The organism is Desulfovibrio faecalis (genome assembly GCF_053570625.1).
The window spans coordinates 1,030,482-1,053,164 of sequence record NZ_JBRBQR010000001.1 but is presented as its reverse complement, the minus strand read 5'-3'; the positions used below and the strand labels follow the sequence as shown (position 1 = coordinate 1,053,164).

Annotated in this window: 20 protein-coding genes and 1 pseudogene; 10 read left to right on the top strand and 11 right to left on the bottom strand. The window is 46.5% G+C overall.

From position 1 onward, the window contains the following. Positions 1-429: 429 nt before the first annotated feature. Both ACUZ79_RS04680 and ACUZ79_RS04675 read left to right on the top strand, forming a co-directional pair. Positions 430-729 (top strand): annotated as a pseudogene (locus ACUZ79_RS04680) (potassium channel family protein); the annotation flags it as partial. 51 nt (positions 730-780) lie between these two features. Then, positions 781-1,473 carry a potassium channel family protein gene (locus ACUZ79_RS04675; protein WP_240823835.1) on the top strand — a complete coding sequence of 231 codons (693 nt, stop codon included), beginning with the start codon at positions 781-783 and terminating at the stop codon, positions 1,471-1,473. A 66-nt stretch (positions 1,474-1,539) separates the two neighbouring features. Here ACUZ79_RS04675 and ACUZ79_RS04670 read toward each other — a convergent pair whose 3' ends face one another. Beyond that, positions 1,540-1,935 (bottom strand): methyl-accepting chemotaxis protein, encoded by a 396-nt coding sequence (locus tag ACUZ79_RS04670; protein ID WP_449250848.1) that lies wholly within the window; start codon positions 1,933-1,935, stop codon positions 1,540-1,542. 763 nt (positions 1,936-2,698) lie between these two features. Between ACUZ79_RS04670 and ACUZ79_RS04665 the strand changes: the two genes are divergently transcribed. Together ACUZ79_RS04665 and ACUZ79_RS04660 are read left to right on the top strand one after the other, a co-directional pair. Then, positions 2,699-3,310: an RICIN domain-containing protein gene (locus ACUZ79_RS04665; RefSeq protein ID WP_449250847.1), complete on the top strand. Its 612-nt coding sequence runs from the start codon at positions 2,699-2,701 to the stop codon at positions 3,308-3,310. A gap of 152 nt (positions 3,311-3,462) precedes the next feature. Next, complete coding sequence (locus ACUZ79_RS04660; RefSeq protein WP_449250846.1) at positions 3,463-4,335, top strand: radical SAM protein; 873 nt, start codon at positions 3,463-3,465, stop codon at positions 4,333-4,335. An 86-nt stretch (positions 4,336-4,421) separates the two neighbouring features. Here ACUZ79_RS04660 and ACUZ79_RS04655 read toward each other — a convergent pair whose 3' ends face one another. Beyond that, positions 4,422-6,188, bottom strand: coding sequence for a methyl-accepting chemotaxis protein (locus ACUZ79_RS04655; protein ID WP_449250845.1), 1,767 nt, complete (start codon positions 6,186-6,188; stop codon positions 4,422-4,424). 748 nt (positions 6,189-6,936) lie between these two features. Here ACUZ79_RS04655 and ACUZ79_RS04650 point away from each other — a divergent pair. From ACUZ79_RS04650 to ACUZ79_RS04640, 3 genes are all read left to right on the top strand, one after another. Beyond that, positions 6,937-7,110, top strand: a complete 174-nt coding sequence (locus ACUZ79_RS04650) for a transposase (RefSeq protein WP_449250844.1) — start codon at positions 6,937-6,939, stop codon at positions 7,108-7,110. 116 nt (positions 7,111-7,226) lie between these two features. Further along, positions 7,227-7,805: an IS3 family transposase gene (locus tag ACUZ79_RS04645; RefSeq protein ID WP_449250843.1), complete on the top strand. Its 579-nt coding sequence runs from the start codon at positions 7,227-7,229 to the stop codon at positions 7,803-7,805. Beyond that, positions 7,769-7,915, top strand: coding sequence for an integrase core domain-containing protein (locus tag ACUZ79_RS04640; protein WP_449252163.1), 147 nt, complete (start codon positions 7,769-7,771; stop codon positions 7,913-7,915). The genes ACUZ79_RS04645 and ACUZ79_RS04640 overlap by 37 nt, the downstream gene beginning before the upstream one ends. Positions 7,916-7,921: 6 nt before the next feature. Here ACUZ79_RS04640 and ACUZ79_RS04635 read toward each other — a convergent pair whose 3' ends face one another. Continuing rightward, the gene (locus ACUZ79_RS04635; protein WP_096152604.1) at positions 7,922-9,157 is read right to left on the bottom strand and encodes an ISL3 family transposase; all 1,236 of its coding nucleotides are present in this window, start codon (positions 9,155-9,157) and stop codon (positions 7,922-7,924) included. 86 nt (positions 9,158-9,243) lie between these two features. Further along, positions 9,244-9,699: a hypothetical protein gene (locus ACUZ79_RS04630; RefSeq protein WP_449250842.1), complete on the bottom strand. Its 456-nt coding sequence runs from the start codon at positions 9,697-9,699 to the stop codon at positions 9,244-9,246. A 182-nt stretch (positions 9,700-9,881) separates the two neighbouring features. Here ACUZ79_RS04630 and ACUZ79_RS04625 point away from each other — a divergent pair, with 182 nt between their 5' ends. Further along, a complete protein-coding gene (locus tag ACUZ79_RS04625; protein WP_096152604.1) occupies positions 9,882-11,117 on the top strand; it encodes an ISL3 family transposase in 1,236 nt (411 codons plus the stop codon). Between the two features lie 43 nt (positions 11,118-11,160). Continuing rightward, a complete protein-coding gene (locus tag ACUZ79_RS04620; protein ID WP_449252162.1) occupies positions 11,161-12,381 on the top strand; it encodes a diguanylate cyclase domain-containing protein in 1,221 nt (406 codons plus the stop codon). Positions 12,382-12,636: 255 nt separating this feature from the next. Here the strand turns inward: ACUZ79_RS04620 and ACUZ79_RS04615 are convergent, their stop codons facing one another. Together ACUZ79_RS04615 and ACUZ79_RS04610 are read right to left on the bottom strand one after the other, a co-directional pair. Then, positions 12,637-14,715 (bottom strand): methyl-accepting chemotaxis protein, encoded by a 2,079-nt coding sequence (locus ACUZ79_RS04615; RefSeq protein WP_449250841.1) that lies wholly within the window; start codon positions 14,713-14,715, stop codon positions 12,637-12,639. A 136-nt stretch (positions 14,716-14,851) separates the two neighbouring features. Further along, on the bottom strand, positions 14,852-16,087 hold the full coding sequence (locus tag ACUZ79_RS04610; RefSeq protein ID WP_096152604.1) for an ISL3 family transposase: 1,236 nt from the start codon (positions 16,085-16,087) through the stop codon (positions 14,852-14,854). A 95-nt stretch (positions 16,088-16,182) separates the two neighbouring features. Here ACUZ79_RS04610 and ACUZ79_RS04605 point away from each other — a divergent pair, with 95 nt between their 5' ends. Then, positions 16,183-17,040, top strand: coding sequence for a GGDEF domain-containing protein (locus ACUZ79_RS04605; RefSeq protein WP_449250840.1), 858 nt, complete (start codon positions 16,183-16,185; stop codon positions 17,038-17,040). Positions 17,041-17,370: 330 nt separating this feature from the next. Here ACUZ79_RS04605 and ACUZ79_RS04600 read toward each other — a convergent pair whose 3' ends face one another. From ACUZ79_RS04600 to ACUZ79_RS04580, 5 genes are all read right to left on the bottom strand, one after another. Further along, a complete protein-coding gene (locus ACUZ79_RS04600; protein WP_449250839.1) occupies positions 17,371-17,595 on the bottom strand; it encodes a hypothetical protein in 225 nt (74 codons plus the stop codon). Positions 17,596-17,612: 17 nt separating this feature from the next. Continuing rightward, positions 17,613-18,692 (bottom strand): tyrosine-type recombinase/integrase, encoded by a 1,080-nt coding sequence (locus ACUZ79_RS04595; protein WP_449250838.1) that lies wholly within the window; start codon positions 18,690-18,692, stop codon positions 17,613-17,615. A gap of 201 nt (positions 18,693-18,893) precedes the next feature. Continuing rightward, positions 18,894-19,454, bottom strand: coding sequence for a tyrosine-type recombinase/integrase (locus ACUZ79_RS04590; RefSeq protein ID WP_449250837.1), 561 nt, complete (start codon positions 19,452-19,454; stop codon positions 18,894-18,896). Positions 19,455-19,689: 235 nt separating this feature from the next. Next, positions 19,690-20,103, bottom strand: a complete 414-nt coding sequence (locus ACUZ79_RS04585) for a hypothetical protein (protein WP_449250836.1) — start codon at positions 20,101-20,103, stop codon at positions 19,690-19,692. A 660-nt stretch (positions 20,104-20,763) separates the two neighbouring features. Continuing rightward, positions 20,764-22,500, bottom strand: coding sequence for a hypothetical protein (locus tag ACUZ79_RS04580; RefSeq protein ID WP_449250835.1), 1,737 nt, complete (start codon positions 22,498-22,500; stop codon positions 20,764-20,766). Positions 22,501-22,683 lie beyond the last annotated feature (183 nt).

Genomic DNA, 22,683 nt, shown 5'->3' with positions numbered 1-22,683 from the left:
ATATTAAATCAAACTATTTCGCTATCTAATTCTACAGAGAACCGATTTGTCAAAAAAAATCACCCTCGAAAAAGTTTCAACAACTTTCTGGTTAACAGCCAAAAATATCAGCATATTAAATCTATTAGCGAAAAATCATCATTCTTTTTTTGCGTTATTAATCACAACAAAAGAGCTCACTATAAAAAAATTTCTATCCGCAAACCTAGCACTCCAAACAATTTTTCAGAAATACGCTATACTGGGCTTTTCCTGGACATTTCATGAAAGGATAAAAATATTTCAAATCTGCTCCATATTTTGTTGAATTCTGGAGGATTCGCTCGTAAATCACTTAGCACAACCAGCAAATCAAACATACTTGCCGCGATGGCGTGATTGCATTTGCGACAGCAAGCTGCTCAGCAAGATGCGCTTGGCTGCTCACCAATGGAGCAAGGATTGAAAAAGAAGCTCTACATAAGATTATTGCGCGCCAGACAGCGCATGGGCATATTCTGGCCGTTAATGATTAACGGCACCGTACTCTTTATTATATTTATACTTGGCAGCCTTGGGTATAAATATATTGAAGGATGGTCGCTATTTGACGGTTTTTACATGGTGCTTATCACCCTTTCAACAATTGGATTCGGCGAAATACACCCCCTGAGCGAGCAGGGAAAACTGCTTACCAGTGCTGTCATTATTTCTGGCGTAGTCTATTTTGCGCTTCTCATTGGTTATTTTGTACAATTGGCTTCAGAAGGGCGCGTTTTTCAAATGATGCGGAGGCGCAGAGTGGACAAGGCAATTGCGGCACTTTCGGGCCATTGCGTTTTGTGCGGTTTCGGTTTGGTGGGCCGGGTAGTGGCCGCTGAACTGGCAGCGGACGGCGTTGACGTGGTTGTGGTTGAAACCGATGACAAAAAGGCAGAAGAAATCGAGAGCGCGGGCTATTTTCTTGTGCTTGGCGATGCAACATCAGACAGCGTGATGATGCGTGTTGGGCTCGACAGGGCAAAGGCTCTTGTGGCTTCCATGTCCAACGACCCCGCCAACGTGTACGTGGTGCTCTCTGCCCGGGCCATGAACCCCGATCTCTACATTGTTTCACGCGCCAGCGACAACCGCCACATCAGCAAGCTCAAAACCGCAGGGGCCAACCGCGTCATACTGCCGCACATGATCGGCGGACAGTCCATCGCCCAGGCCATCCAGCGGCCCCTGGTGGAATCCTTCATGCACCGCAGCAACACAAACGATGAAGTGCTGCTCGATGAATTTCTGGTTTCGGACACATCGCCCCTTGTGGGCAAAAGCTTGGCGGAAGCCGCCCTGACCAGATCGCATGATGTTATCATCCTCGCCATAAAAGGCCAGGGCAGCCCCATTTTGCAAAAAACCAGGGCTGACACGGTAGTTCAGGCGGGTGATGTGCTGCTTGTGGCTGGATCAAAAATCCATCTGCAAGGTCTCAATGAAATGATGTAGCACCCCATATCCCGTGCAGGGGCAGAAGACCGCGCACGCTGAGCGGCCTTCTGCCAGAATATCTCACTATCCCTGACTTTTCATGTCGCGGATAAGCCCCTGAAGTACCTGCGACTGCTCCGCCAGATCCGCCACGGCCTTTGCCGCCTGCTCCATGGCCTGCGCTGTTTCTGACGAGATTGTGGCAACCTGTTCTACCGAATGATTGATTTCCTCGCTGGCTGCCGACTGCTGTTCGCTGGCCGTGGCTATGGACTGCACCTGATCGTTGACCATATGCACGTGCTCCAGAATCTGCTTCAGCGAGTCACCGGAACGGATTGAAAGTTGTGTGGCTTCTTCGATGGATTCTGCTGACTTATCCACATTATCAATATTCTTTTTTGTGCCTTCCTGAATACCGCTGATGGCCTGCCCCACTTCCTGGGTCGCGGACATGGTTTTTTCTGCAAGCTTGCGCACTTCGTCGGCATATTGTTGATAACACTCATGATCTGGCCGATACCTTCTGCCTGCTAGCCCAGAGCGTTTATGTCTTCCATTCCCTTGCTATGCGCACACGGCTCGACAGTTCATCCGCCCACGACTGGATTGCTTAATCTGGTCAGACAGCTCTTCAAATGCAGAGAAGACTATTTCAACAACGCCTTCGAATTGCCGGGCGGTCTGCAACATGTCTTGAGTCTTTGCGAGTTCCATCTGCTACCGTGCGGCTTCCGCCTCAGAGTGGCCTGATGGGCTCGTTCAGATTCTTCTCTGGATTCCTGACTCTTTTGATCGGCCTCTGCTAATTTTCTCCTGAGGGTTGCAATAATTTGCTTCATGGCGCCCAAAACAACATACAATTACACTTTATAACATGGCATCGTACCATGCCCTCATATTTATTATAAAGAATTTAACATTATCTAGACTATCCAACGACAAATTGACAAATATTTATTCTACAATTTTACATAATAAAAAGTAAACTATTTTTGATTAAAACAAAATTTTTAATCAAATTGATCATGGCATTACAAAATAACTTGTGCTGCCATCATCACAGACAGTACACTCTGTTTGTAGCTGCAACAAATAGCTAGACCCACCAATTAAAACTGAGTTAAAAACCCAATAGATATTTGCAGCCCCCACTGCTGGTCATTATATGATCTGCCCACTTGCCCTCTTCCCTGTCAAAGGCAGCCACACACAACAGCACCTTGCCCAGTAATGAGACCCTATGAAGAACACGCAGAAAGCCATAAAAAAAGCTTCAGGCATGGCCGCATACTCCAGGCTGATTATTCTACTGACCTTGTGCCTTATTATTCCGCAAACCGCCCTTGCCGCTATAATTGCGGATGGCGACTACCTTGTTCAGATGGCAGACAGCAATCTGGCAGTAGTTTCCAGCGGCATGACAGTGAGAGAGCGGGTTACACTTGGGCAGAACGAACAGGCGGGCATATGGCGCTTTGAGCACCTTGGCAACGACTTCTACAAAATTATTGCACCCAAGCTGGCAATGGTGTTGGATTCATCTGAAAGCAAAAAATACAATGGCGTTCCCATCATCATATTCCCTTGGCACGGCGGCAGAAATCAGCGTTGGAAGGTCATTGCAAAGGAAGAATTTTACACTCTCACCAATCAAGAAACCAGCCTCGCCCTTGACTTAAAAGGCAATGCGCAACGCGCGGGCACGGTTTTTCAGGGGTATGCCGAGACCACCTCGCGGGGACAACTTTTTCGTCTGACTCCAGTGGACAGACAGAACCCACCAGCAACGGTACGCGACAGCAATGAAAAACCGCTTGCCAAATCCTTCAGCAACGGCCCTGCGGGGCAATAGATGAGCCCAAAAGACGAACTCTGCGGCACTCGCCCGCCACACAAGCGAAGAAAAAGCCGACAGATGGGATAGCTGGCGCATATGGTAAGAACTGCGCGACGCGTCAAGACAATAACAGCTGCGTTGCACAGCAGTCAGACGGAAACAAACAGATGCATTTTGTGAAAGCAAAGGGAATTTTATCCGCTAAAAACGGCATGAATATCTATCGCGGATGTTCGCATGGATGTATTTACTGCGATTCGCGCAGCGCCTGCTATGGCATGGAGCATGAATTTGAAGATATAGAAGTAAAGGAAAACGCCATAGAGCTGCTTGATAACGCCCTTCAGCGCAAACGCAAAAAGTGCATGATTGGCACAGGCTCCATGACAGATCCATACATTCCGGCAGAAATGGAAATCGGAAATGTCAGAAAGGCCTTGTCGCTGATACATGAGCATGGCTTTGGCTTTACCGTGATCACAAAGTCAGATCGGATACTGCGCGATCTCGACCTGTTGCAAAAAATTCATGAAAAGACCAAATGCGTTGTTCAGATAACCCTGACCACACACAATGAAGATTTGTGCAAAAAACTGGAACCGAACGTAAGCACCACAAAGGAGCGCTTTAACGTGCTGCTTCGCTTGCGCGATGCAGGGATACCGACTGTGGTATGGCTTTGCCCCATACTCCCCTTCATCAATGATACAAAAGAAAATATCGCGGGGATTCTGGAGTACTGCGCCGAGGCAAATGTGCGCGGCATCATTAATTTTGGCATGGGAATGACCCTTCGCCAGGGGAACCGGCAATACTTCTATAGCCAGCTTGATCGGCACTTTCCCGGAATGAAGGAAAAATACATCCGGGCCTATGGCACGCAATACATACTGAGCAGTCCAAACAACAAATACCTGATGGACTTTTTCCGCCATTACTGTTTGCAGCATGGCATCATGCATGAGCCTGAGCCGATTTTTCAATACATGAATACTCTTGAAGAAAAGCAGGCCCACAGGCAACTGAGCCTCTTCGGGTGACGTAAAGTCCACATAGAACCAGATCATCAAACAAAAAGACCGCCCATTCCTGAGCGGCCTATTGAATACACGGGCTGAGGGGGGGGTTATCCCTTCTTCATTTCAACTATGAGGCGCTGTAATGCTTGGGACTGCTGCGCAAGGTCAGCCACAGCCCTTGATGCCTGATCCATTGCCTGAGCAGTTTCAGACGAAATGGTTGCTACCTGTTCCACAGAATGATTGATCTCTTCGCTTGCTGCGGATTGCTGCTCACTAGCCGTTGCAATGGACTGAACCTGGTCGTTGACCATGTTGACAAATTTCAGAATCTGCTTGAGCGATTCACCAGACGTGACTGAAAGCCTTGCGGCTTCTTCAATGGACACACCAGCCACCTCCACGTTGTGGATATTCTTGCGCGTACCTTCCTGAATACCTGTGATAGCCTGCCCCACCTCTTGGGTAGCGGTCATGGTCTTTTCAGCAAGCTTGCGCACTTCATCGGCAACCACAGCAAATCCACGCCCGGCATCACCTGCGCGAGCGGCTTCGATGGCGGCGTTCAGAGCCAGCAGGTTTGTTTGATCAGCAATATCGGCAATCACACCCATAATCTGCCCGATACCTTCGGCCTGCTTACCCAAAGCATCCATGTCTTCCTTAATGGCAATGGATTGGGAGTGAACAGATTCAATACTTTTAACGGCATCAGTGACAATTTTAGAGCCTTCCTGGGCCTGCTGCCGCGCCTGATGAGAAATGTCAGCAGCCTGTTGGGCATTGCGTGCAACTTCCAGAACTGTGGCGTTCATTTCTTCCATGGCGGTTGCAGTTTCGCGCACACGGCTAGACTGTTCATCTGCCCCACGACTGGATTGTTCAATTTGCGTGGAAAGTTCTTCTGAAGCAGAGGATACGACCTGAACAACCCCCTCAAGCTGCTGCGCAGCCTGAAGCATGCCCTCGGCCTTGGCGCGTTCAGCTTGCTTTCTGGCTTCTTCAGCTTCCACCGTCGCTTTTTGGGCTCGCTCTGATTCTTCCTTGGCCTCGAGGCTATTTTGATCGGCTTCGGCAATCTTTGACTTCAGCGTGGCAACCATCTGCTTCATGGCCCCAAACACGCCAATCTCTGACCGGCGGGGATTAAACTCCGCGTTCAAGTTTCCACCGGCAATATCAAGTGCAAGATCAGAAAGGGAAGCAGGCTCGTCGCCAAGCTGACGCAGCATATTTCGTGCGAGAAAATACCCTGCGCACAGCCCTACAAGCACCGACATGGCAATGCCTGCCACTGTAATCCAAAACGCCTGCTGGTACATGGCCGCACTGGAATCATTAAGACGTTTGGCAGTATTGATTTTGGACTCGACGGAGATCTGAATTGCTTGAGCGAGTATGCGCAGCTTGTCGTTACCAAGCGTTGAGGAAATTTTTTGCGCTTCCTTATTAGCATCGGGGTCAAGACTTTTACCAAGATCAACCACTCGATCATGAACTGTGCGCCATTCCTTTGCAGAAGTGGTGATGCTTCCAAGCAATTCATAGCCGCGCGGTGTAACGAAATAGTTTGGCAGATCCTGCAAAATACTGTCGAACTCTTTGCATTCCCCATTCAGTATTTGCAAATATTTTTCTATATCTTGTTGATCATCACTGATAATTAGATTTTTCTCATCACCTACAATGCGCAAAACTGTAATATTTAAAGCACGTACCTGATCTAAACCCTTCATATGCACATTGTATAACGTGTTTAAATCAAACGTAAGTTTTTGCAAACTTTTTACTGCGTATCCACCAATTGCAACTGGGAATAGCGAGAGCAGCAAACACAAACCAAAAAGTTTTTGCATTGTAGAAATTTTTCCCATAACATTCCCTCCGTCATGCTCATTAAAACATCTATTCAGAAATTTAGAACCATGCATATTTCATCAATAATATATCGGAGGATTTTAATAAATATTTATGCTGGTCATAAAATTTTTTCTCATAAAACATCATGATGAGATTCATACAAACAAACAGTTAACCATTAAAATTCGTGAACTTCATAGACACATTTAATTTAAAAAATATAATTTTACATTATTTACCACAAAATCATCAATCAAGGTCCAAAAAAATTGCACAACCTATCCAATATTCGCACACATCAGAAGGTTCGAATTTAAAAAAATTCTGCAAATCGCCACTTTGAGCGACCCAATTCAACGCAGAAAAGGGATAGTCAGACTTGCGTCTGACTATCCCTTTAACTTGGATAAATGGTCGGAGCGAAAGGATTCGAACCTTCGATTTCCTACTCCCAAAAAATCAACATAATTTATAATAATTACAAATACTTAGACATCATTTATACGCTCATACAAGTTCATGTGGCTCGCACCAATCACGCCACATACAGATTGGTGTTTTTGGCGTATCTTTTGGTTTTTTAGTGAATAGTTTGGTGTAGTTGGTGTACACTTTGGCGTTTTTGGCGTTCTTTTCATGGAACATCAACTGCATCATTTTGGGCGTTAAAAACTGCTAACCAGCGTTCATACAAAAAAATTGCCCCTCCCCCCGAAAAGTATGCCATTGAAAAGTTAGTGTTCCTGACATAGGAGCACAAAAATGAAACGTAGCAGATTCACCGAAGAGCAGATTATTGGGACCTTGCGGCAAGCCGTGGCTGGCGTTCGTGTTGTCGATTTTTGCCGTCAGCATGGCATTTCGGATGCGACCTTTTATAAATTGCGCAGCAAGTTCGGTGGGATGAACATCTCTGACGCCAAGCGGTTGCGCTAGTTGGAGGAAGAGAACGCTCGGCTGAAACGACTTGTAGGTGAACAAGCGCTTGATATCGTCGTCCTGAAGGACGTGATCTCAAAAAACTTTTGAAGCCCGAAGCCAACAGGGAAGCCGTGCATCACATTCAGACTGCGCATGGCTACTCAGAACGGCGGGCTTGCCGAGTGATTCAGTTTAATCGCTGTTCAGCCAGACGGGCACCATCTGAGGACCGTGATCTTCTTTTGCGGACTCGGATGCGAGAACTGGCAAATGACCGACGGCGTTTCGGTTCTCCGCGCTTGCATGAATTATTGCGCCGGGAAGAGCTGGTGCAGAACCACAAACGGACAGAAAGAATTTACCAGGAAGAAAATCTTTCACTGCGCACCCGCAAGAGAGTGAAGCGCCCAAGCCATGCCCGTATTGTCCAGGCTGGCCCTGATGGCCCAGATGAGCAATGGGCGATGGATTTTGTAAGTGACTCCCTTATGGGGGGACGGCGCATCCGGATTTTGGCAATTGCCGATCTATGGGATCGTTCAAGTCCCGCGCTCGAAGTGGACATGTCGTTGCCTGGAGTTCGAGTTGTGCGTGTTCTTGAAAGACTACGCCTTCAAGGTCGGCTGCCACAGCGTATCAAGGTTGATAATGGCCGGAATTTAGCGGTAACGCCCTGGATACATGGGCTTTTGAGCATGGAGTACAAATAGAGTTTACTCGTCCGGGGAAGCCTACGGATAATGGGCACATTGAAAGCTTTAACGGAAAATTCCGGGATGAGTGTTTAAATCAGAGGTTCTTCCGGGTTTTCCGTGGGTAACCCCTGTCAGGAACTGGCCGGGTAGAGGTTTAGACCGCCACAGAAGAAGTAGATGGCTGTCTTGAAATGCTCCCGGTTCCTATAACCGCAAGCCTTCCTCTTGATGGCCATGATCTTGCTGTTGAGGCCCTCGGCCACGCCGTTGGTGATCCTGTGGCGGCAGAAGGTCAGGATGTTCTCAAGATGTCTCTGAATCAGTCCGCCCACTTTGCGCATTGGGGCAAGATCTGACCTGTTCACCCAGACCAGCCATCGCTTCACAAAACGTCTGGCCCATCCCGTGCTCAGGTACTTCCAGACGTCGTTCAGGCTTTCCTTCATGGCCCAGGCCTTGGCCACCTTGAGGTTCGCTGTCTTCAAGGCCTCCAGGGCTGGCCGGTGTTTGTCCGGCAGATTCTCCTCCCGGTATAGCCAGAGGAATTTCGTGCCCTTGAGTCGATGGTCATCCTGACTTGTGAGTTCGCGGTGCTCTTGCTTGCGTACCCGGTCCACAGCCTCGCCTACGTGTTTCATGACGTGGAACCGATCGTGAACGATTTTCCCCGCCGCGTCCGGCACATGTTTGAGCGTAGCTTTAAAATAGGGCTCCCACATGTCCATGGCCACGGCCTTGATCCGCTCCAACTGCGCCTTGGTGAACTGAAGGTAGTACCCCTCAAGGCTTTCGGCCTTACGCTCGTCGGCCACATACTCCACCGTGCTGCCGATCAGATCACAAACCACGGTCACATAGTCGTGCCCCTTGCGGAATGCCTTCTCGTCAACGCCAAGATACCGCGAGGGATTCGATTGCTTGCGCTCCCGGCCCCGGCGCACCGCCCTTTCCATGACACCCCATGCTTCGTCCCAGGTGATGCGCAGGATGCGCCGCGCTCCTGTTACGGTGGCGCACTCGGTCAGCACGTCGATGATCAATCGCTCCATCAATATGGTGAAACGTGCCTTGGACTCGGCCCAAGGCACGTTGACCTGAAGGACGCCATGCTCGGGGCAGTCCACTCGGGGAATCCGAGCATGCAGGAACGTCTTGAACTGGCACGTGTCCAGATGGCGCCAGACACGAGGCTCGGCATGGTCGCGGCAAGCCAGCTCTCGACCACAAGTAGGGCAAAACCAGCGAACACCAGGACCATGCTCCACGCGGATGTCTACCCGACCTTCCGCCGTGTCCAGTTCAACAGCCTCAACAAACCAGGGCTCGGTCAGCCCGAGAATCCGAAAATATAGGTCCGTATCCTTCATTGGTGCCCTCCGGGAAGGACATTAGCAGATCAGCTACCCACGGAAAACCCGGAAGAGCCTAAAAAGTTAACATGAGGTGGAGCCTGCTAGTCGCATGTTTTTGCGATAGCTTCTCCTATCTTTCCTGAAACTTGCTGGAACTTTACAAAAAAATGTTCCTGAATCCAGTCCCATTGGGAATAAGATGCCAGTTTTTGTGTTACAGAATCATGAAGTGCACGCGCTTCAGAATGTTCCCCCCCCTCTGATAGGAGCGTGCATGTGCTGAGGCCGCACGCAAGCATGAAGTTTAAAACAGCTCTCCATTCACTCGCCTGTGCATCGAAGAGTGAGCAGCGCAATTTGTAACGAACACCGGAAAGAAGTCGCCATGTGTTCAGCCAAGTTGCTCGTGGGTCTGGCATGGCAGCATACAATAGAGCTATTCTCTGATGCCGTACGTCAGGAAAGTCTGAATGCTCACTGGTGTACACCCCTGCTTCGCTGAAAGAAATCAGTCGTTCAAAAAAAATTAAATATTCTTTCGCAGATGTTATAGTCAATTCGGATGTCCTCTCTATCAATGCTAGAAGTAATGTGATGTGGACATCAGCTTTTGCAGGGGATAGGATGCCAGTTTGGAAAAAAAAGGCAGCTTGAGCAATAGCGTCTTTATCGTCAATTCCGGCTCTTCCGGGTTTTCCGTGGGTAGCTGATCTGCTAATGTCCTTCCCGGAGGGCACCAATGAAGGATACGGACCTATATTTTCGGATTCTCGGGCTGACCGAGCCCTGGTTTGTTGAGGCTGTTGAACTGGACACGGCGGAAGGTCGGGTAGACATCCGCGTGGAGCATGGTCCTGGTGTTCGCTGGTTTTGCCCTACTTGTGGTCGAGAGCTGGCTTGCCGCGACCATGCCGAGCCTCGTGTCTGGCGCCATCTGGACACGTGCCAGTTCAAGACGTTCCTGCATGCTCGGATTCCCCGAGTGGACTGCCCCGAGCATGGCGTCCTTCAGGTCAACGTGCCTTGGGCCGAGTCCAAGGCACGTTTCACCATATTGATGGAGCGATTGATCATCGACGTGCTGACCGAGTGCGCCACCGTAACAGGAGCGCGGCGCATCCTGCGCATCACCTGGGACGAAGCATGGGGTGTCATGGAAAGGGCGGTGCGCCGGGGCCGGGAGCGCAAGCAATCGAATCCCTCGCGGTATCTTGGCGTTGACGAGAAGGCATTCCGCAAGGGGCACGACTATGTGACCGTGGTTTGTGATCTGATCGGCAGCACGGTGGAGTATGTGGCCGACGAGCGTAAGGCCGAAAGCCTTGAGGGGTACTACCTTCAGTTCACCAAGGCGCAGTTGGAGCGGATCAAGGCCGTGGCCATGGACATGTGGGAGCCCTATTTTAAAGCTACGCTCAAACATGTGCCGGACGCGGCGGGGAAAATCGTTCACGATCGGTTCCACGTCATGAAACACGTAGGCGAGGCTGTGGACCGGGTACGCAAGCAAGAGCACCGCGAACTCACAAGTCAGGATGACCATCGACTCAAGGGCACGAAATTCCTCTGGCTATACCGGGAGGAGAATCTGCCGGACAAACACCGGCCAGCCCTGGAGGCCTTGAAGACAGCGAACCTCAAGGTGGCCAAGGCCTGGGCCATGAAGGAAAGCCTGAACGACGTCTGGAAGTACCTGAGCACGGGATGGGCCAGACGTTTTGTGAAGCGATGGCTGGTCTGGGTGAACAGGTCAGATCTTGCCCCAATGCGCAAAGTGGGCGGACTGATTCAGAGACATCTTGAGAACATCCTGACCTTCTGCCGCCACAGGATCACCAACGGCGTGGCCGAGGGCCTCAACAGCAAGATCATGGCCATCAAGAGGAAGGCTTGCGGTTATAGGAACCGGGAGCATTTCAAGACAGCCATCTACTTCTTCTGTGGCGGTCTAAACCTCTACCCGGCCAGTTCCTGACAGGGGTTACCCACGGAAAACCCGGAAGAACCACCAAAAATATCTGGATACGTTAATAGACAATCTACCTGATCTGATTTGGTTCAAGGATGCGCGTGGCAGTCACCTAAAGGTTAATCATAGTTTCTGCCAGGCGGTAAATAAGACCAAGTCCCAGATTGAAGGTCGAGGACATTATTATGTTTGGGACCTCGATCCAGATGAATATGCAAATGGAGAATATGTTTGTCTGGAGTCTGAAGAAATTGTTCTCAATAAAAAGGAAACATGCCTTTTTGATGAAACAGTGAAATGTGGCACGGAACTTCGTAAGTTTAAAACCTTTAAATCGCCTATTTTTGATGCCGATGGCACAGTTATAGGCACAGTCGGATTCGCGCATGACGTTACTGACTTACAAAACTTGATAGTGGAATTGAATATTCTGATTGAAAGTTTGCCCTTTGCCGTTTTGGTGACTGACAAAAACAGAAACATCACTACTGCCAATCAGAGATTTGTTGATACCTTCATGCAGGATCGTGAAGAGCTAGTTGGGAAAAATGCTGATTTTCTTATGAATGTCACGAAAACTTTGTTCAAAAGTAAAAGGTGGATCATCGAAAGAGACGAAGAAGGAATTTTGCTTCTATCCGAAAAAAGTGTTTTGAGAGTTCACGAAGAAAAACTTTTAGATGTATTTCGCGTATTGGCTGGATACATCTATCTCTATATGGATATAACCTTAGAGCAACAACGCAAGAATACGTTGCTTATCGATGCAAACACCGATTACTTGACTAAGTTGAATAACAGGCGAAGTCTCCAGGACTTCATGCGAAAAACACCCTGTTTACCAAATACGGTGCTCTTTTTGGCTGATCTAGATAACTTTAAGGAGGTAAATGACCGGCTTGGCCATCCTGAGGGGGACAAGGTGCTCGTGGCTTTTTCAAATTTACTTAAGCAGCTATTTTCTTCTGAAAACCTGTTCCGCCTTGGTGGTGATGAGTTCGGTATACTTCTCCACCATATCGAAGACAAAAAAACTCTCAAAAATTATGCAGAACAACTTCTCTCTGATTTTAAAGAAAAGGTTGCAACTAGATTTTCAGATGTAAAAATTTCTTTAAGCATCGGTATTGCAATAAATTCTTGTCAGTCAAGCGACTTTGGCACGTTGTTTAAAAGAGCGGATATGGCCCTTTATGAATCAAAAAAATCTGGGAAGAATGCTTTTACTTTCTGGGATGGATATGGGGACATATCCTCAGAGGGCATATAACACGAACCTGAAATAAGTGGATCAACAACGCGATTTCTCCGAATGAATGTTCGACTCGGATAACCGTAATGGCGGCTTTGTTGATTATTTCCTGCATAATGACCTCCAAGATTAAGCAGATACACAGAACAAGTTGGCTCAAACATCCCCATACGTCTCTGGCGCTAGTTTTTTGAAGGTGGCTAGCCTAGCAGCAATAAATGAAAGGGCCGCCCATTTCTGAGCGGCCTTGTAAAAGAACGGGGATTGAGAGGGTTATCCGTTCTTCATCTCGACAATAAGTTTCTGCAATGTTTGGGACTGCTGCGCAAGCTCAGCTACTGCACTAGAGGCCTGCTCCATTGCCTGAGCCGTTTCAGCAGAAATAGTGGCTACCTGTTCCACAGAACGGTTGATTTCTTCGCTGACAGCTGATTGTTGTTCACTGGCTGTGGCAATCGATTGCACCTGATCATTTACCATATGGACAAATTCCAGAATGTGCTTGAGCGATTCGCCAGACTGAGCTGAAAGCTTTGCAGCCTCTTCAATAGATACACCAGCCTGCTCCACGTTTTGGATATTCTTGCGTGTGCCCTGCTGAATTCCTGTAATGGCTTGCCCCACTTCCTGGGTAGCCGTCATGGTCTTTTCAGCAAGCTTGCGCACCTCATCGGCAACCACAGCAAAACCACGTCCGGCATCACCTGCGCGGGCAGCTTCAATGGCTGCGTTCAGAGCCAGCAAGTTTGTTTGATCGGCGATATCGGCAATCACTCCCATGATCTGCCCAATACCTTCTGCCTGCTTGCCCAAGACATCCATGTCTTCCTTGATAGCAATAGACTGGGCGTGAACGGCCTCTATGCTCTTAACGGCATCTGTGACAATTTTAGAGCCTTCCTGTGCCTGCTGGCGGGCCTGATTTGAAATATCTGCGGCTTGCTGCGCGTTTTTGGCTACTTCCAGCACGGTGGCGTTCATTTCTTCCATAGCGGTGGCGGTTTCGCGTACACGACCCGATTGTTCATCGGCACCACGGCTGGATTGCTCAATCTGTGCTGAGAGTTCTTCAGATGCTGACGTTAGAATCTCTACAACACCTTCAATGTGGTTAGCAGCAGCAATCATTCCCTCTGCCTTAGCATTTTCAGCTCCCTGTCGTGCCTCTTCAGCCGCTTGCATTGCTAGAAAAGCTTTCTCAGATTGCTCAGCCGCTTTCGCGCTATTTTCTTCAGCTTCTTGTATCTTCGACTTCAAATTCTGAATCATGGACGCCAGCGAATCTTTAAGACTACCAAGTTCATGAGAAAATTTTTCTACAATCTTTGTGTTCAAATCACCGCCTGCAACGCTTTTAGCGTATGCAATCAAATGATTGATCGGGCTAGTTATCGAACGCGCCAAATAAATTGCAGAACTAAGAGCTAAAAGGAGTGCAAATCCGACCGACAAGTATACTTTCAGTAGCGTATTTGATATTTCTTCTTGAATAGTGTGTAAGTTGCCAACAGCAGACTCTACCTCTTTATTCCGAACAAGGTACATGTCATCAATTGTTTTTGTTATTGTAGCAAAGAAGTCTTTCCCATTTATTCCATAATTTCCTTCTTTTGATTTCGAAAGTACGGTGTTGAACCCCTGGTTGACTCTTGCCCAAGATTCTGACTTCCTGCTTTCATCAAGCAAGGATTTTGCTACAGGTTCAAGAACCATCGCCTTTGAGTCGAGGTTCGCGTCAATATTCGCCTTGAATGTAATCAAACGCGTGAAAAGTTCATCGTCAATCGGTTTATCCGCTGTCAGTATGCCAGACACTGTCGCCCGCAATTTGCCTGCGTTTTCCTTAGCAGTTTCTAGGATTATTATGCTGGTTAAGATCTTGCCAAAGCCGCGCGTGGTCTTCGAATTTGCGATGTACGTTTCGGATGTCATTAGTTGAGCAATTAATCTCCCGTAAGCGTCCACGACTTCTTTCGCTGAGCTTTTTTTGTTGGCAATCGATCGAATCTTTTCTATTTCAGAGGTTGACTCAGACAGGATATTTCTAATCTGATTGTCGACAGCAGCACTCTTAAGCGAATTTAATACAGGTTGAATTTTTAAGTCAGAAGATTTTCGTTGGACATTCATTTCGTCCTGTGAACCGCCCGACAGGAATACGGATGTCCTCCCGCGTTCTATTTGCAATTCATGTATCAAGTCAGAAATAGCTATCATCAATTTTGTGTTACCAGCCATATCGTCAACTATTTTCGATTCTTTGATGTTAACATTGATAAACATCATACTTAGTATAAAAAAGGCTAGCAAAGGAATGGTCACAAGGACGATCAGCTTGTGCGAGATTTTCATAAAAGCCCACTTCATTAACATTGTTCATAATTGGCAACGGGCCAAAATATCTGCTTTTTCCTATGTAGACACGATTCTTAGGGTTATCCGTTCTTCATTTCAACGGTTCTTCCGGGTTTTCCGTGGGTAACCCCTGTCAGGAACTGGCCGGGTAGAGGTTTAGACCGCCACAGAAGAAGTAGATGGCTGTCTTGAAATGCTCCCGGTTCCTATAACCGCAAGCCTTCCTCTTGATGGCCATGATCTTGCTGTTGAGGCCCTCGGCCACGCCGTTGGTGATCCTGTGGCGGCAGAAGGTCAGGATGTTCTCAAGATGTCTCTGAATCAGTCCGCCCACTTTGCGCATTGGGGCAAGATCTGACCTGTTCACCCAGACCAGCCATCGCTTCACAAAACGTCTGGCCCATCCCGTGCTCAGGTACTTCCAGACGTCGTTCAGGCTTTCCTTCATGGCCCAGGCCTTGGCCACCTTGAGGTTCGCTGTCTTCAAGGCCTCCAGGGCTGGCCGGTGTTTGTCCGGCAGATTCTCCTCCCGGTATAGCCAGAGGAATTTCGTGCCCTTGAGTCGATGGTCATCCTGACTTGTGAGTTCGCGGTGCTCTTGCTTGCGTACCCGGTCCACAGCCTCGCCTACGTGTTTCATGACGTGGAACCGATCGTGAACGATTTTCCCCGCCGCGTCCGGCACATGTTTGAGCGTAGCTTTAAAATAGGGCTCCCACATGTCCATGGCCACGGCCTTGATCCGCTCCAACTGCGCCTTGGTGAACTGAAGGTAGTACCCCTCAAGGCTTTCGGCCTTACGCTCGTCGGCCACATACTCCACCGTGCTGCCGATCAGATCACAAACCACGGTCACATAGTCGTGCCCCTTGCGGAATGCCTTCTCGTCAACGCCAAGATACCGCGAGGGATTCGATTGCTTGCGCTCCCGGCCCCGGCGCACCGCCCTTTCCATGACACCCCATGCTTCGTCCCAGGTGATGCGCAGGATGCGCCGCGCTCCTGTTACGGTGGCGCACTCGGTCAGCACGTCGATGATCAATCGCTCCATCAATATGGTGAAACGTGCCTTGGACTCGGCCCAAGGCACGTTGACCTGAAGGACGCCATGCTCGGGGCAGTCCACTCGGGGAATCCGAGCATGCAGGAACGTCTTGAACTGGCACGTGTCCAGATGGCGCCAGACACGAGGCTCGGCATGGTCGCGGCAAGCCAGCTCTCGACCACAAGTAGGGCAAAACCAGCGAACACCAGGACCATGCTCCACGCGGATGTCTACCCGACCTTCCGCCGTGTCCAGTTCAACAGCCTCAACAAACCAGGGCTCGGTCAGCCCGAGAATCCGAAAATATAGGTCCGTATCCTTCATTGGTGCCCTCCGGGAAGGACATTAGCAGATCAGCTACCCACGGAAAACCCGGAAGAGCCATCAATTCAAACGGGGTTCGGGTTCTTGGCGTTAGTGTGCCCATAAATGACGGCAAGTGGCACATTGCCATTGAAAGGCCATATAGAAGCATTCTAGGTAGAATGGACTCCTTTTTATTGCTGTTTGCTTTTGGCTTATTGCTAAGCATTGCAATGCTCTTTCCACTTATAAAAAAATATATTTCTACAGTTGTAAAACCGATTGAAACAATATCAACTTTTTCAACAGAATTTTCACACAACATATCAAATGCCGGTTGCCCATATATAAATACAAACAACATGCCACAAGAAATAGTTTTGTTATACCATAATTTCTGCGAGATGGCAAAGAAACTGTCCTTATATGTTCAGGAACTGAAAGACAGCAGCCTGACCGACCCCCTAACGGGCCTTGCAAACAGACGCTGCCTTGAAAAGGATGGGTGCAAACTTATTGAAATCTGCCGTCGCAGCGGCGTTACCTGTTGCTGCCTGGAACTGGATCTGGACCATTTCAAACACGTCAACGACACCTATGGGCATCAGACTGGCGATGTGGCCCTGCAAACTGTCAGCACCATCTTGAAAAACAATACCCGAACCTCTGACATATGCGCCCGCTTTGGTGGGGAAGAATTCATAATACTCGCACCCTCAACCACGGCAGAGGCAGCCATGTGCCTTGCCGAAAAAATTCGTGCAGAGGTAGAAAAAACACCAATTGCGTACGGTGCTTTTACGTTTAATATTACTGTGAGCATTGGCATTGCAGAGATTCCTCAAGAAAACTATTCATGCAGTTCTGCTATGGAAGAAGGCATTCGCGCCGCAGACTGTGCAATGTATACGGCAAAAAAGACAGGCAGAAATCGGGTAGTGCAATGGAGTGGTGAGCAGTGCGACACGGCATAAACTTATGAGTGCAGGAAATTCCACACCAAATCACGCACCAATCGCCCCCATGTCCGCAAGCGTTTGTATCGTTGATGCAATTTTTTAACTTGTGGCCATGTGGCGCTATAAATTTTATTATATATCGGATAGTTACAGTAATTTTCTCAGAAATTCTACCACACGCCACTTTTGGCGATCCCATTCAACGCAAGAAAGGGATAGTCGGGTTTTCACCTAACTATCCCTTTTTCTTGGGTATTTGGTCGGAGCGACTGGATTCGAACCAGCGGCCCCCTGCTCCCAAAAAGTCAACCTTATTTATAATCATTACAGATACTTATACATTATTTATACGCTCATACAAGTTCGTGTGGCTCGCACCAATCTCGCCACATACACTTTGGCGTTTTTGGCGTAAAGTTTGGTGTTTTTGGTGAACACTTTGGCGTATTTGGTGTACACTTTGGTGTTTTTGGCGTTCTTTTCATGGAACACCAGCTGCATCATTTTTGGCGTAAAAAACTGCGATTGAATTTTCAAAAAAAAGCCCTGAGCATAATCGCCCAGGGCCATCTATCGATCAGCGTCTTCTATGCAGAAGGTTGCGCAGATGGTGATTGCCCAAGAGGCGGCAGATCCGGCAGTAAGGTCACAGCCCGTTCCTTCTCGCCCTCAAGGTATTGATAATATACATTCGCGGTCATAGTCACGCTGGAATGGCCCAGGAGCTTTGACACAGCGGCAAGGTCAGCTCCATTGGAGAGCATATATGTGGCAAACATATGGCGCAGGTCATACATCCTCACCGAATGCTGAATGCCAGCCCTGCGACAAGCCATTCTGAACGCTTTTTGAATCCGATTAACCCGCTTGCCACGGTATTCGATTATGAAGTCTGTCTGACTAATTGCCCGCATCTCCCGCAACCGCTCAAGGAAAGCATCTTTTACCGGGATGGTCCGGAAGGTTTCGGTTTTCCTGCCGAAAACCTTTACCTGCTTCCGCTCCCAGTCTACATCGGACCAGCGCAGCGAAAGAAGCTCAGAATCGCCAGAGCGAACGCCAAGATTGAAACAGACCTCGACGGCCCACCGAACATGGTCATCGGCATGTTCCATAATTTTGGAAACATCTTCTAGCGTGATCTGAAACTGCCTCGGCGGCTCCTTCGTCTTGTGCCACTGTGCCATGGGATTTTGCGCCATCAAACCATTTGCCACAGCAAAATTGAAAATGGTCCTCAGAAAGCAGCAGTAGCGATTTATACTTGCCTGTGAGCGTACTGCACCAGTTCTGCCACTTGGAATTGACCTCATGTGGTTTATGAAAGGCACGATGCCGTCCGTGTAGTTGATTAAATCCAACGGCATTGACGGGCCAAAATGCTTGTACAAAAGGCTTTTTGCCATATAGTTTATGTTGCTGATATGAGACTGACTTTTCCCTTGCGCCCGCAGATGATCCAAATACGCATCCACCGCCTGCCGCAATACTGGGCCAAGGGGTTGCTGCACAACTGGGGCTATCGCGCGGGATTTCATGGCCTCGTCAAAAGCTTTTGCTGACGCCTCAGCTTCCGGCCCACGCCCAAAAGAACGTTCCTTCCGCTTGCCATCAGCGCCTTTAAAGACAACGATAAAACGACCATCATCACGTTGGTGAACACTCATTTCTCACCTCAAAAATTATTGACAAAAGTTTACCACCATTTCGGAGGGTTGAAGAGAACATAGCACCCCCATGAAAATATGGCAAACTTTATCTATTTGTTTTCAAATGGTTACAGACATTCATACACAGCTTCATCATGCTACGTACTCCCTCAATCAAGCCTCAATACACGAAGGTACTGAAGCCCTGAAAATATTTTTTCAAATTGCATTGAGCAGCACTTCCTCGACTTCCTCGGCTTGGATGCCCAAGTACCTTCGCGTAACGGCAGGGTTGGAATGGTTCATCCGCTTCGCCAGTAGCTCCCATGAAACCCCGTAGAGCTTGCGCTGCTGATAGCACCAAGTCTTACGCAGGGTATGCGCTCCATAGTTGCCGGCCAGATTGATTTCATCGCACCAGCCCTGAACCAAATGCGTCACAGCATACGTACTCAGTGGGTAATTCCAGCCTTTCCGGCTTTTAAAGAGGTATTCGCGGGGAACGCGTTTCTTGTGAAAGGCCAGATATCGCTGTACAGCATCATAAATTTCTTGATTAATGATGAGCACATTTTCCTTTTTAGTTTTCTTTTCCATCACAGTTATACGATCTCCAACTACAGCATTTTCAACATCACTAACACGCAATGCCAAAATATCTTGAACTCGTAACCCTGCGTTAATGCCCATTATAAAGAGCAACATGTTTCTTGGATTTGATGACAACAATCGCTTGATACGCTTGATATCCTTCAAATCAGTAATCGGCTGTACTTTCATGATTATGTACTCCAATCTACGTTTCGTTATGTAAAGCCCATAAATTTGGACTTACATTTTGGGGGAGAAATAGGACTACCCTTGGAACCACCTATAACAAGCTGAATTTATTCGATTTTAGCCCGTCAAACATTTGAATGTCCGTTTCTGGTACAAATCGGTCGTTCCTTTTATAAGCAATTCCGCTTGCTTAAAATGAAAAAGCCACCCCATTTTCAGAGGTGGCTCATTGCGATTACTCGCTAAGCTCAGTAGAAGCATCTTGCGAAACTGGTTTCGTTTCCAATCCGAGATGGATCAGGATAATCCTGTTCCCTTCCACAATGACATCAAACTCGGTTTCAGGCTTCAGGGGCATCCCCTTGAAGTCGATGTTTGTCATTCGCAGTCTTATCTCACCACGGGCGTTTACAAATGCCTTGCGGCGGTTCTTGTCATACAGCCCCGGTACTTCATAAAATTCCTTGTCCGTTGCAATCAGCTTCAAAATGTGATGTTTCAGAATCTGTTTGTGACCAATATCCATTGCCAGCATGATTTCAGAAGCGGTTTTTCCGTTCCGAATCAAATCTCGCAGAACATTGGCATCATACTTTGATTCTTGTTTCTTAACCTTATCACCAGTTGAATCAGATGATTTCTTACTCATACAATCCTCCATTAAGTCTATTTTAATGAAGAATATCTATATATTTAAGCAATAAAAAAGAGTGCGTGAACACTCTTTGTTAAATTCTACTCTTAAGTATTGTAACTATAATCTCTATCACAATTTTCCTGAACAACTTTGAATTTCTTGCTAGGAATTGTAGCTTCCACAACTGCATTGCAATATTCAACTTAACCTCCAAATAAGCAAAAGCAGCAGCCAATTTCACTTGACTACTGCCCTTGCCGTTTAATTTAATATTAAATTTTGATATCTATATTTATTGAATCAAAATGAAATCTACTTTAATTGTATCTTGATGAATTATGCATTTTATCCCTCTCTCCAAAATAATTATTTCTTTAAGTTAATTTAATAATATCATTATAAATGGAATTTACTTGGAATTTCTTGAACATACCTGATCACCTGTAACTTAAGCTTGAACGGCACGAATACCACCACTAATTTTTAAAAATAATTTAATTATTATATTTTATAAAAAATTATAAATTATAATTAATAAGTTTTTTTAAAATTTACTGGTGTTCAAGCTCCAGTTACATGGATCAAGCTCTACCAATCACATCACCTAAAATAAAATGATTATTGTAGTAATTAAAAGAATATTTTATTAAAGAAAAGGAGATATCAAACCCATCAAAACAGATCAGTTGGGATGCCCAAGCTAAGCGTTTGAGCCGCTTTAATCTTGGGAAATACCTCTGAAACATACGTTGGATCAATTTTTAAGCGTTCAAGATCGTAATTCAAAATCAGTGATGTGCGATCCACTACAGATGCAAGATTAACGGCAATATACTGGTGTCCGTTCAACTTCTTAGTTCCACAAAGAATTAATAAACCCGCGTTATAAAGTAATGGTGCATTATTCTTAATCAATTTGGCAAAATTCGCTGAATTAATAGGGTAATTACTTGTATCATCTGAAGTAGCCAAAAGATAATTAAACAATTCACTCATTGTAAATGCACAAACTTGGTGAGTTTCCATCAACGAAAGTAAATCGTTGAGAGGATCTGACCGCTTAACCATTTCAGTAGATTCAGAAGTTTTTAAAGCTTCCAAAAACTGCCGATAAATATTACTCGAAAAACCAATTGCTTCAAAATACGCCTGTCCAATCAAATCAAAATCAGCATGGCGTTTAATACCTAAAGGCTGGAACTTTTGATAATTCTTCAATATCGTACAAGCAAGATTGCACAATTCACCACGAACATATGGCAAAAGCAATTCTAACTCTGATTTAATTTCAAGTTCTGACTTCAAAACCTGCTTAGGTTCGATTTTAATGAACGCGCAACGAGCTTTAAAATCTTGATTAAGCCTAGGAATTGTTACAGATGTCAAAATTAATGGACATTTCATAGAAATTTCAATCGTTTCAGTATCAGAATAATTTCTCTTTTTTGTGTAAGATCCGCTTGAATATGAAAGACAAAATTGATCAGAAATTGAGTTACTTAACGATGAAAAATTGTCAAAAAATACAATACCTGAACGATCAAGCGTGAGTGCCAGTTCAAGCGCATTATTATGAAGGAATTCGCCAACATTGGGATCAAAAACTGCTTTTAATGCACTGGCAAGAGTAGTTTTGCCACTCCCAGCTGGGCCGTGCAAATAAAGAATTGGGGTAGAAACTTCTGCAAAAAGGTAGCTGACCAATGTCATTAAAATCCAGTGCCGTTCAACACCAGAAGTAATGCCAAACAAATCAAGGAACATTTCGCAAGAGCTGATTCCAGATGATGAGAATTCGATCTTTTCAATCGGCTTGGTTTTCTCATTGCACACTAACAGAACGTCACCTGGGGAACCAATTCTTACAGAATCAGTATTAATAATTACACAATTTCTATTCTGAAAACCTAAATTCCAAACAAGCTCACCATTAATAACTCCAAAACGTGTTATACTCTGGATTGGTGAAGAATTGTTTTTTGCATAACTCTTTATCACAATTAAAATTGATTTTAAGTTCATCATACTTATTGGGCCAGCTGGATCAGACATGTAACTTTCTAAAATGAATGCTTCAAAATCACCACTCGAAATATCCAGATATTTCTCGATTCCAGATTCTACAACTTTTGCATAATATACTGAATTCTTATAATTGAAATATTTAAGAGTCTTTAAATATGTGATAGCTTTAACCTGAATATTTTCTTTCTTTTTAGACTTTTTCTGCGGCTTTTCTTCAACTTTAACGGCAGGTGGTTTTACATTTAAGAAAGGATTTGCGCCTTGTGATTGCACCTCACTTTGCAAATCATCATCTATTGGAGCTTCCTTTTCAATACAATCAGGGAACAGTTCTTCAGCAGTATAACGTACTTCCTCTAAATTAACTTCTTCATCATCACGCATGATACTTCTCCATTTGTTAGGATTAACGGAACATCTTGCATGAACAAAATATTTACAGATATGATTTTATCATACAAGATTGCATTTAACAAATAATAATTTTATATTTGTACAAAATTTCTGTACAATACAGATGCAGGGCTACATAGTTTAGGCGGCATAGAACCGCAGGACAGGGCTTGA

Coding starts and splice junctions, on each gene's coding strand:
- ACUZ79_RS04600 (WP_449250839.1), bottom strand. CDS start 17,595: ATGGCCCTGGGCGATTATGCTCAGGGCTTTTTTTTGAAAATTCAATCG.
- ACUZ79_RS04650 (WP_449250844.1), top strand. CDS start 6,937: ATGAAACGTAGCAGATTCACCGAAGAGCAGATTATTGGGACCTTGCGG.
- ACUZ79_RS04655 (WP_449250845.1), bottom strand. CDS start 6,188: ATGGGAAAAATTTCTACAATGCAAAAACTTTTTGGTTTGTGTTTGCTG.
- ACUZ79_RS04665 (WP_449250847.1), top strand. CDS start 2,699: ATGAAGAACACGCAGAAAGCCATAAAAAAAGCTTCAGGCATGGCCGCA.
- ACUZ79_RS04595 (WP_449250838.1), bottom strand. CDS start 18,692: ATGAGTGTTCACCAACGTGATGATGGTCGTTTTATCGTTGTCTTTAAA.
- ACUZ79_RS04615 (WP_449250841.1), bottom strand. CDS start 14,715: ATGAAAATCTCGCACAAGCTGATCGTCCTTGTGACCATTCCTTTGCTA.
- ACUZ79_RS04660 (WP_449250846.1), top strand. CDS start 3,463: ATGCATTTTGTGAAAGCAAAGGGAATTTTATCCGCTAAAAACGGCATG.
- ACUZ79_RS04580 (WP_449250835.1), bottom strand. CDS start 22,500: ATGCGTGATGATGAAGAAGTTAATTTAGAGGAAGTACGTTATACTGCT.
- ACUZ79_RS04590 (WP_449250837.1), bottom strand. CDS start 19,454: ATGAAAGTACAGCCGATTACTGATTTGAAGGATATCAAGCGTATCAAG.
- ACUZ79_RS04610 (WP_096152604.1), bottom strand. CDS start 16,087: ATGAAGGATACGGACCTATATTTTCGGATTCTCGGGCTGACCGAGCCC.
- ACUZ79_RS04625 (WP_096152604.1), top strand. CDS start 9,882: ATGAAGGATACGGACCTATATTTTCGGATTCTCGGGCTGACCGAGCCC.
- ACUZ79_RS04585 (WP_449250836.1), bottom strand. CDS start 20,103: ATGAGTAAGAAATCATCTGATTCAACTGGTGATAAGGTTAAGAAACAA.
- ACUZ79_RS04635 (WP_096152604.1), bottom strand. CDS start 9,157: ATGAAGGATACGGACCTATATTTTCGGATTCTCGGGCTGACCGAGCCC.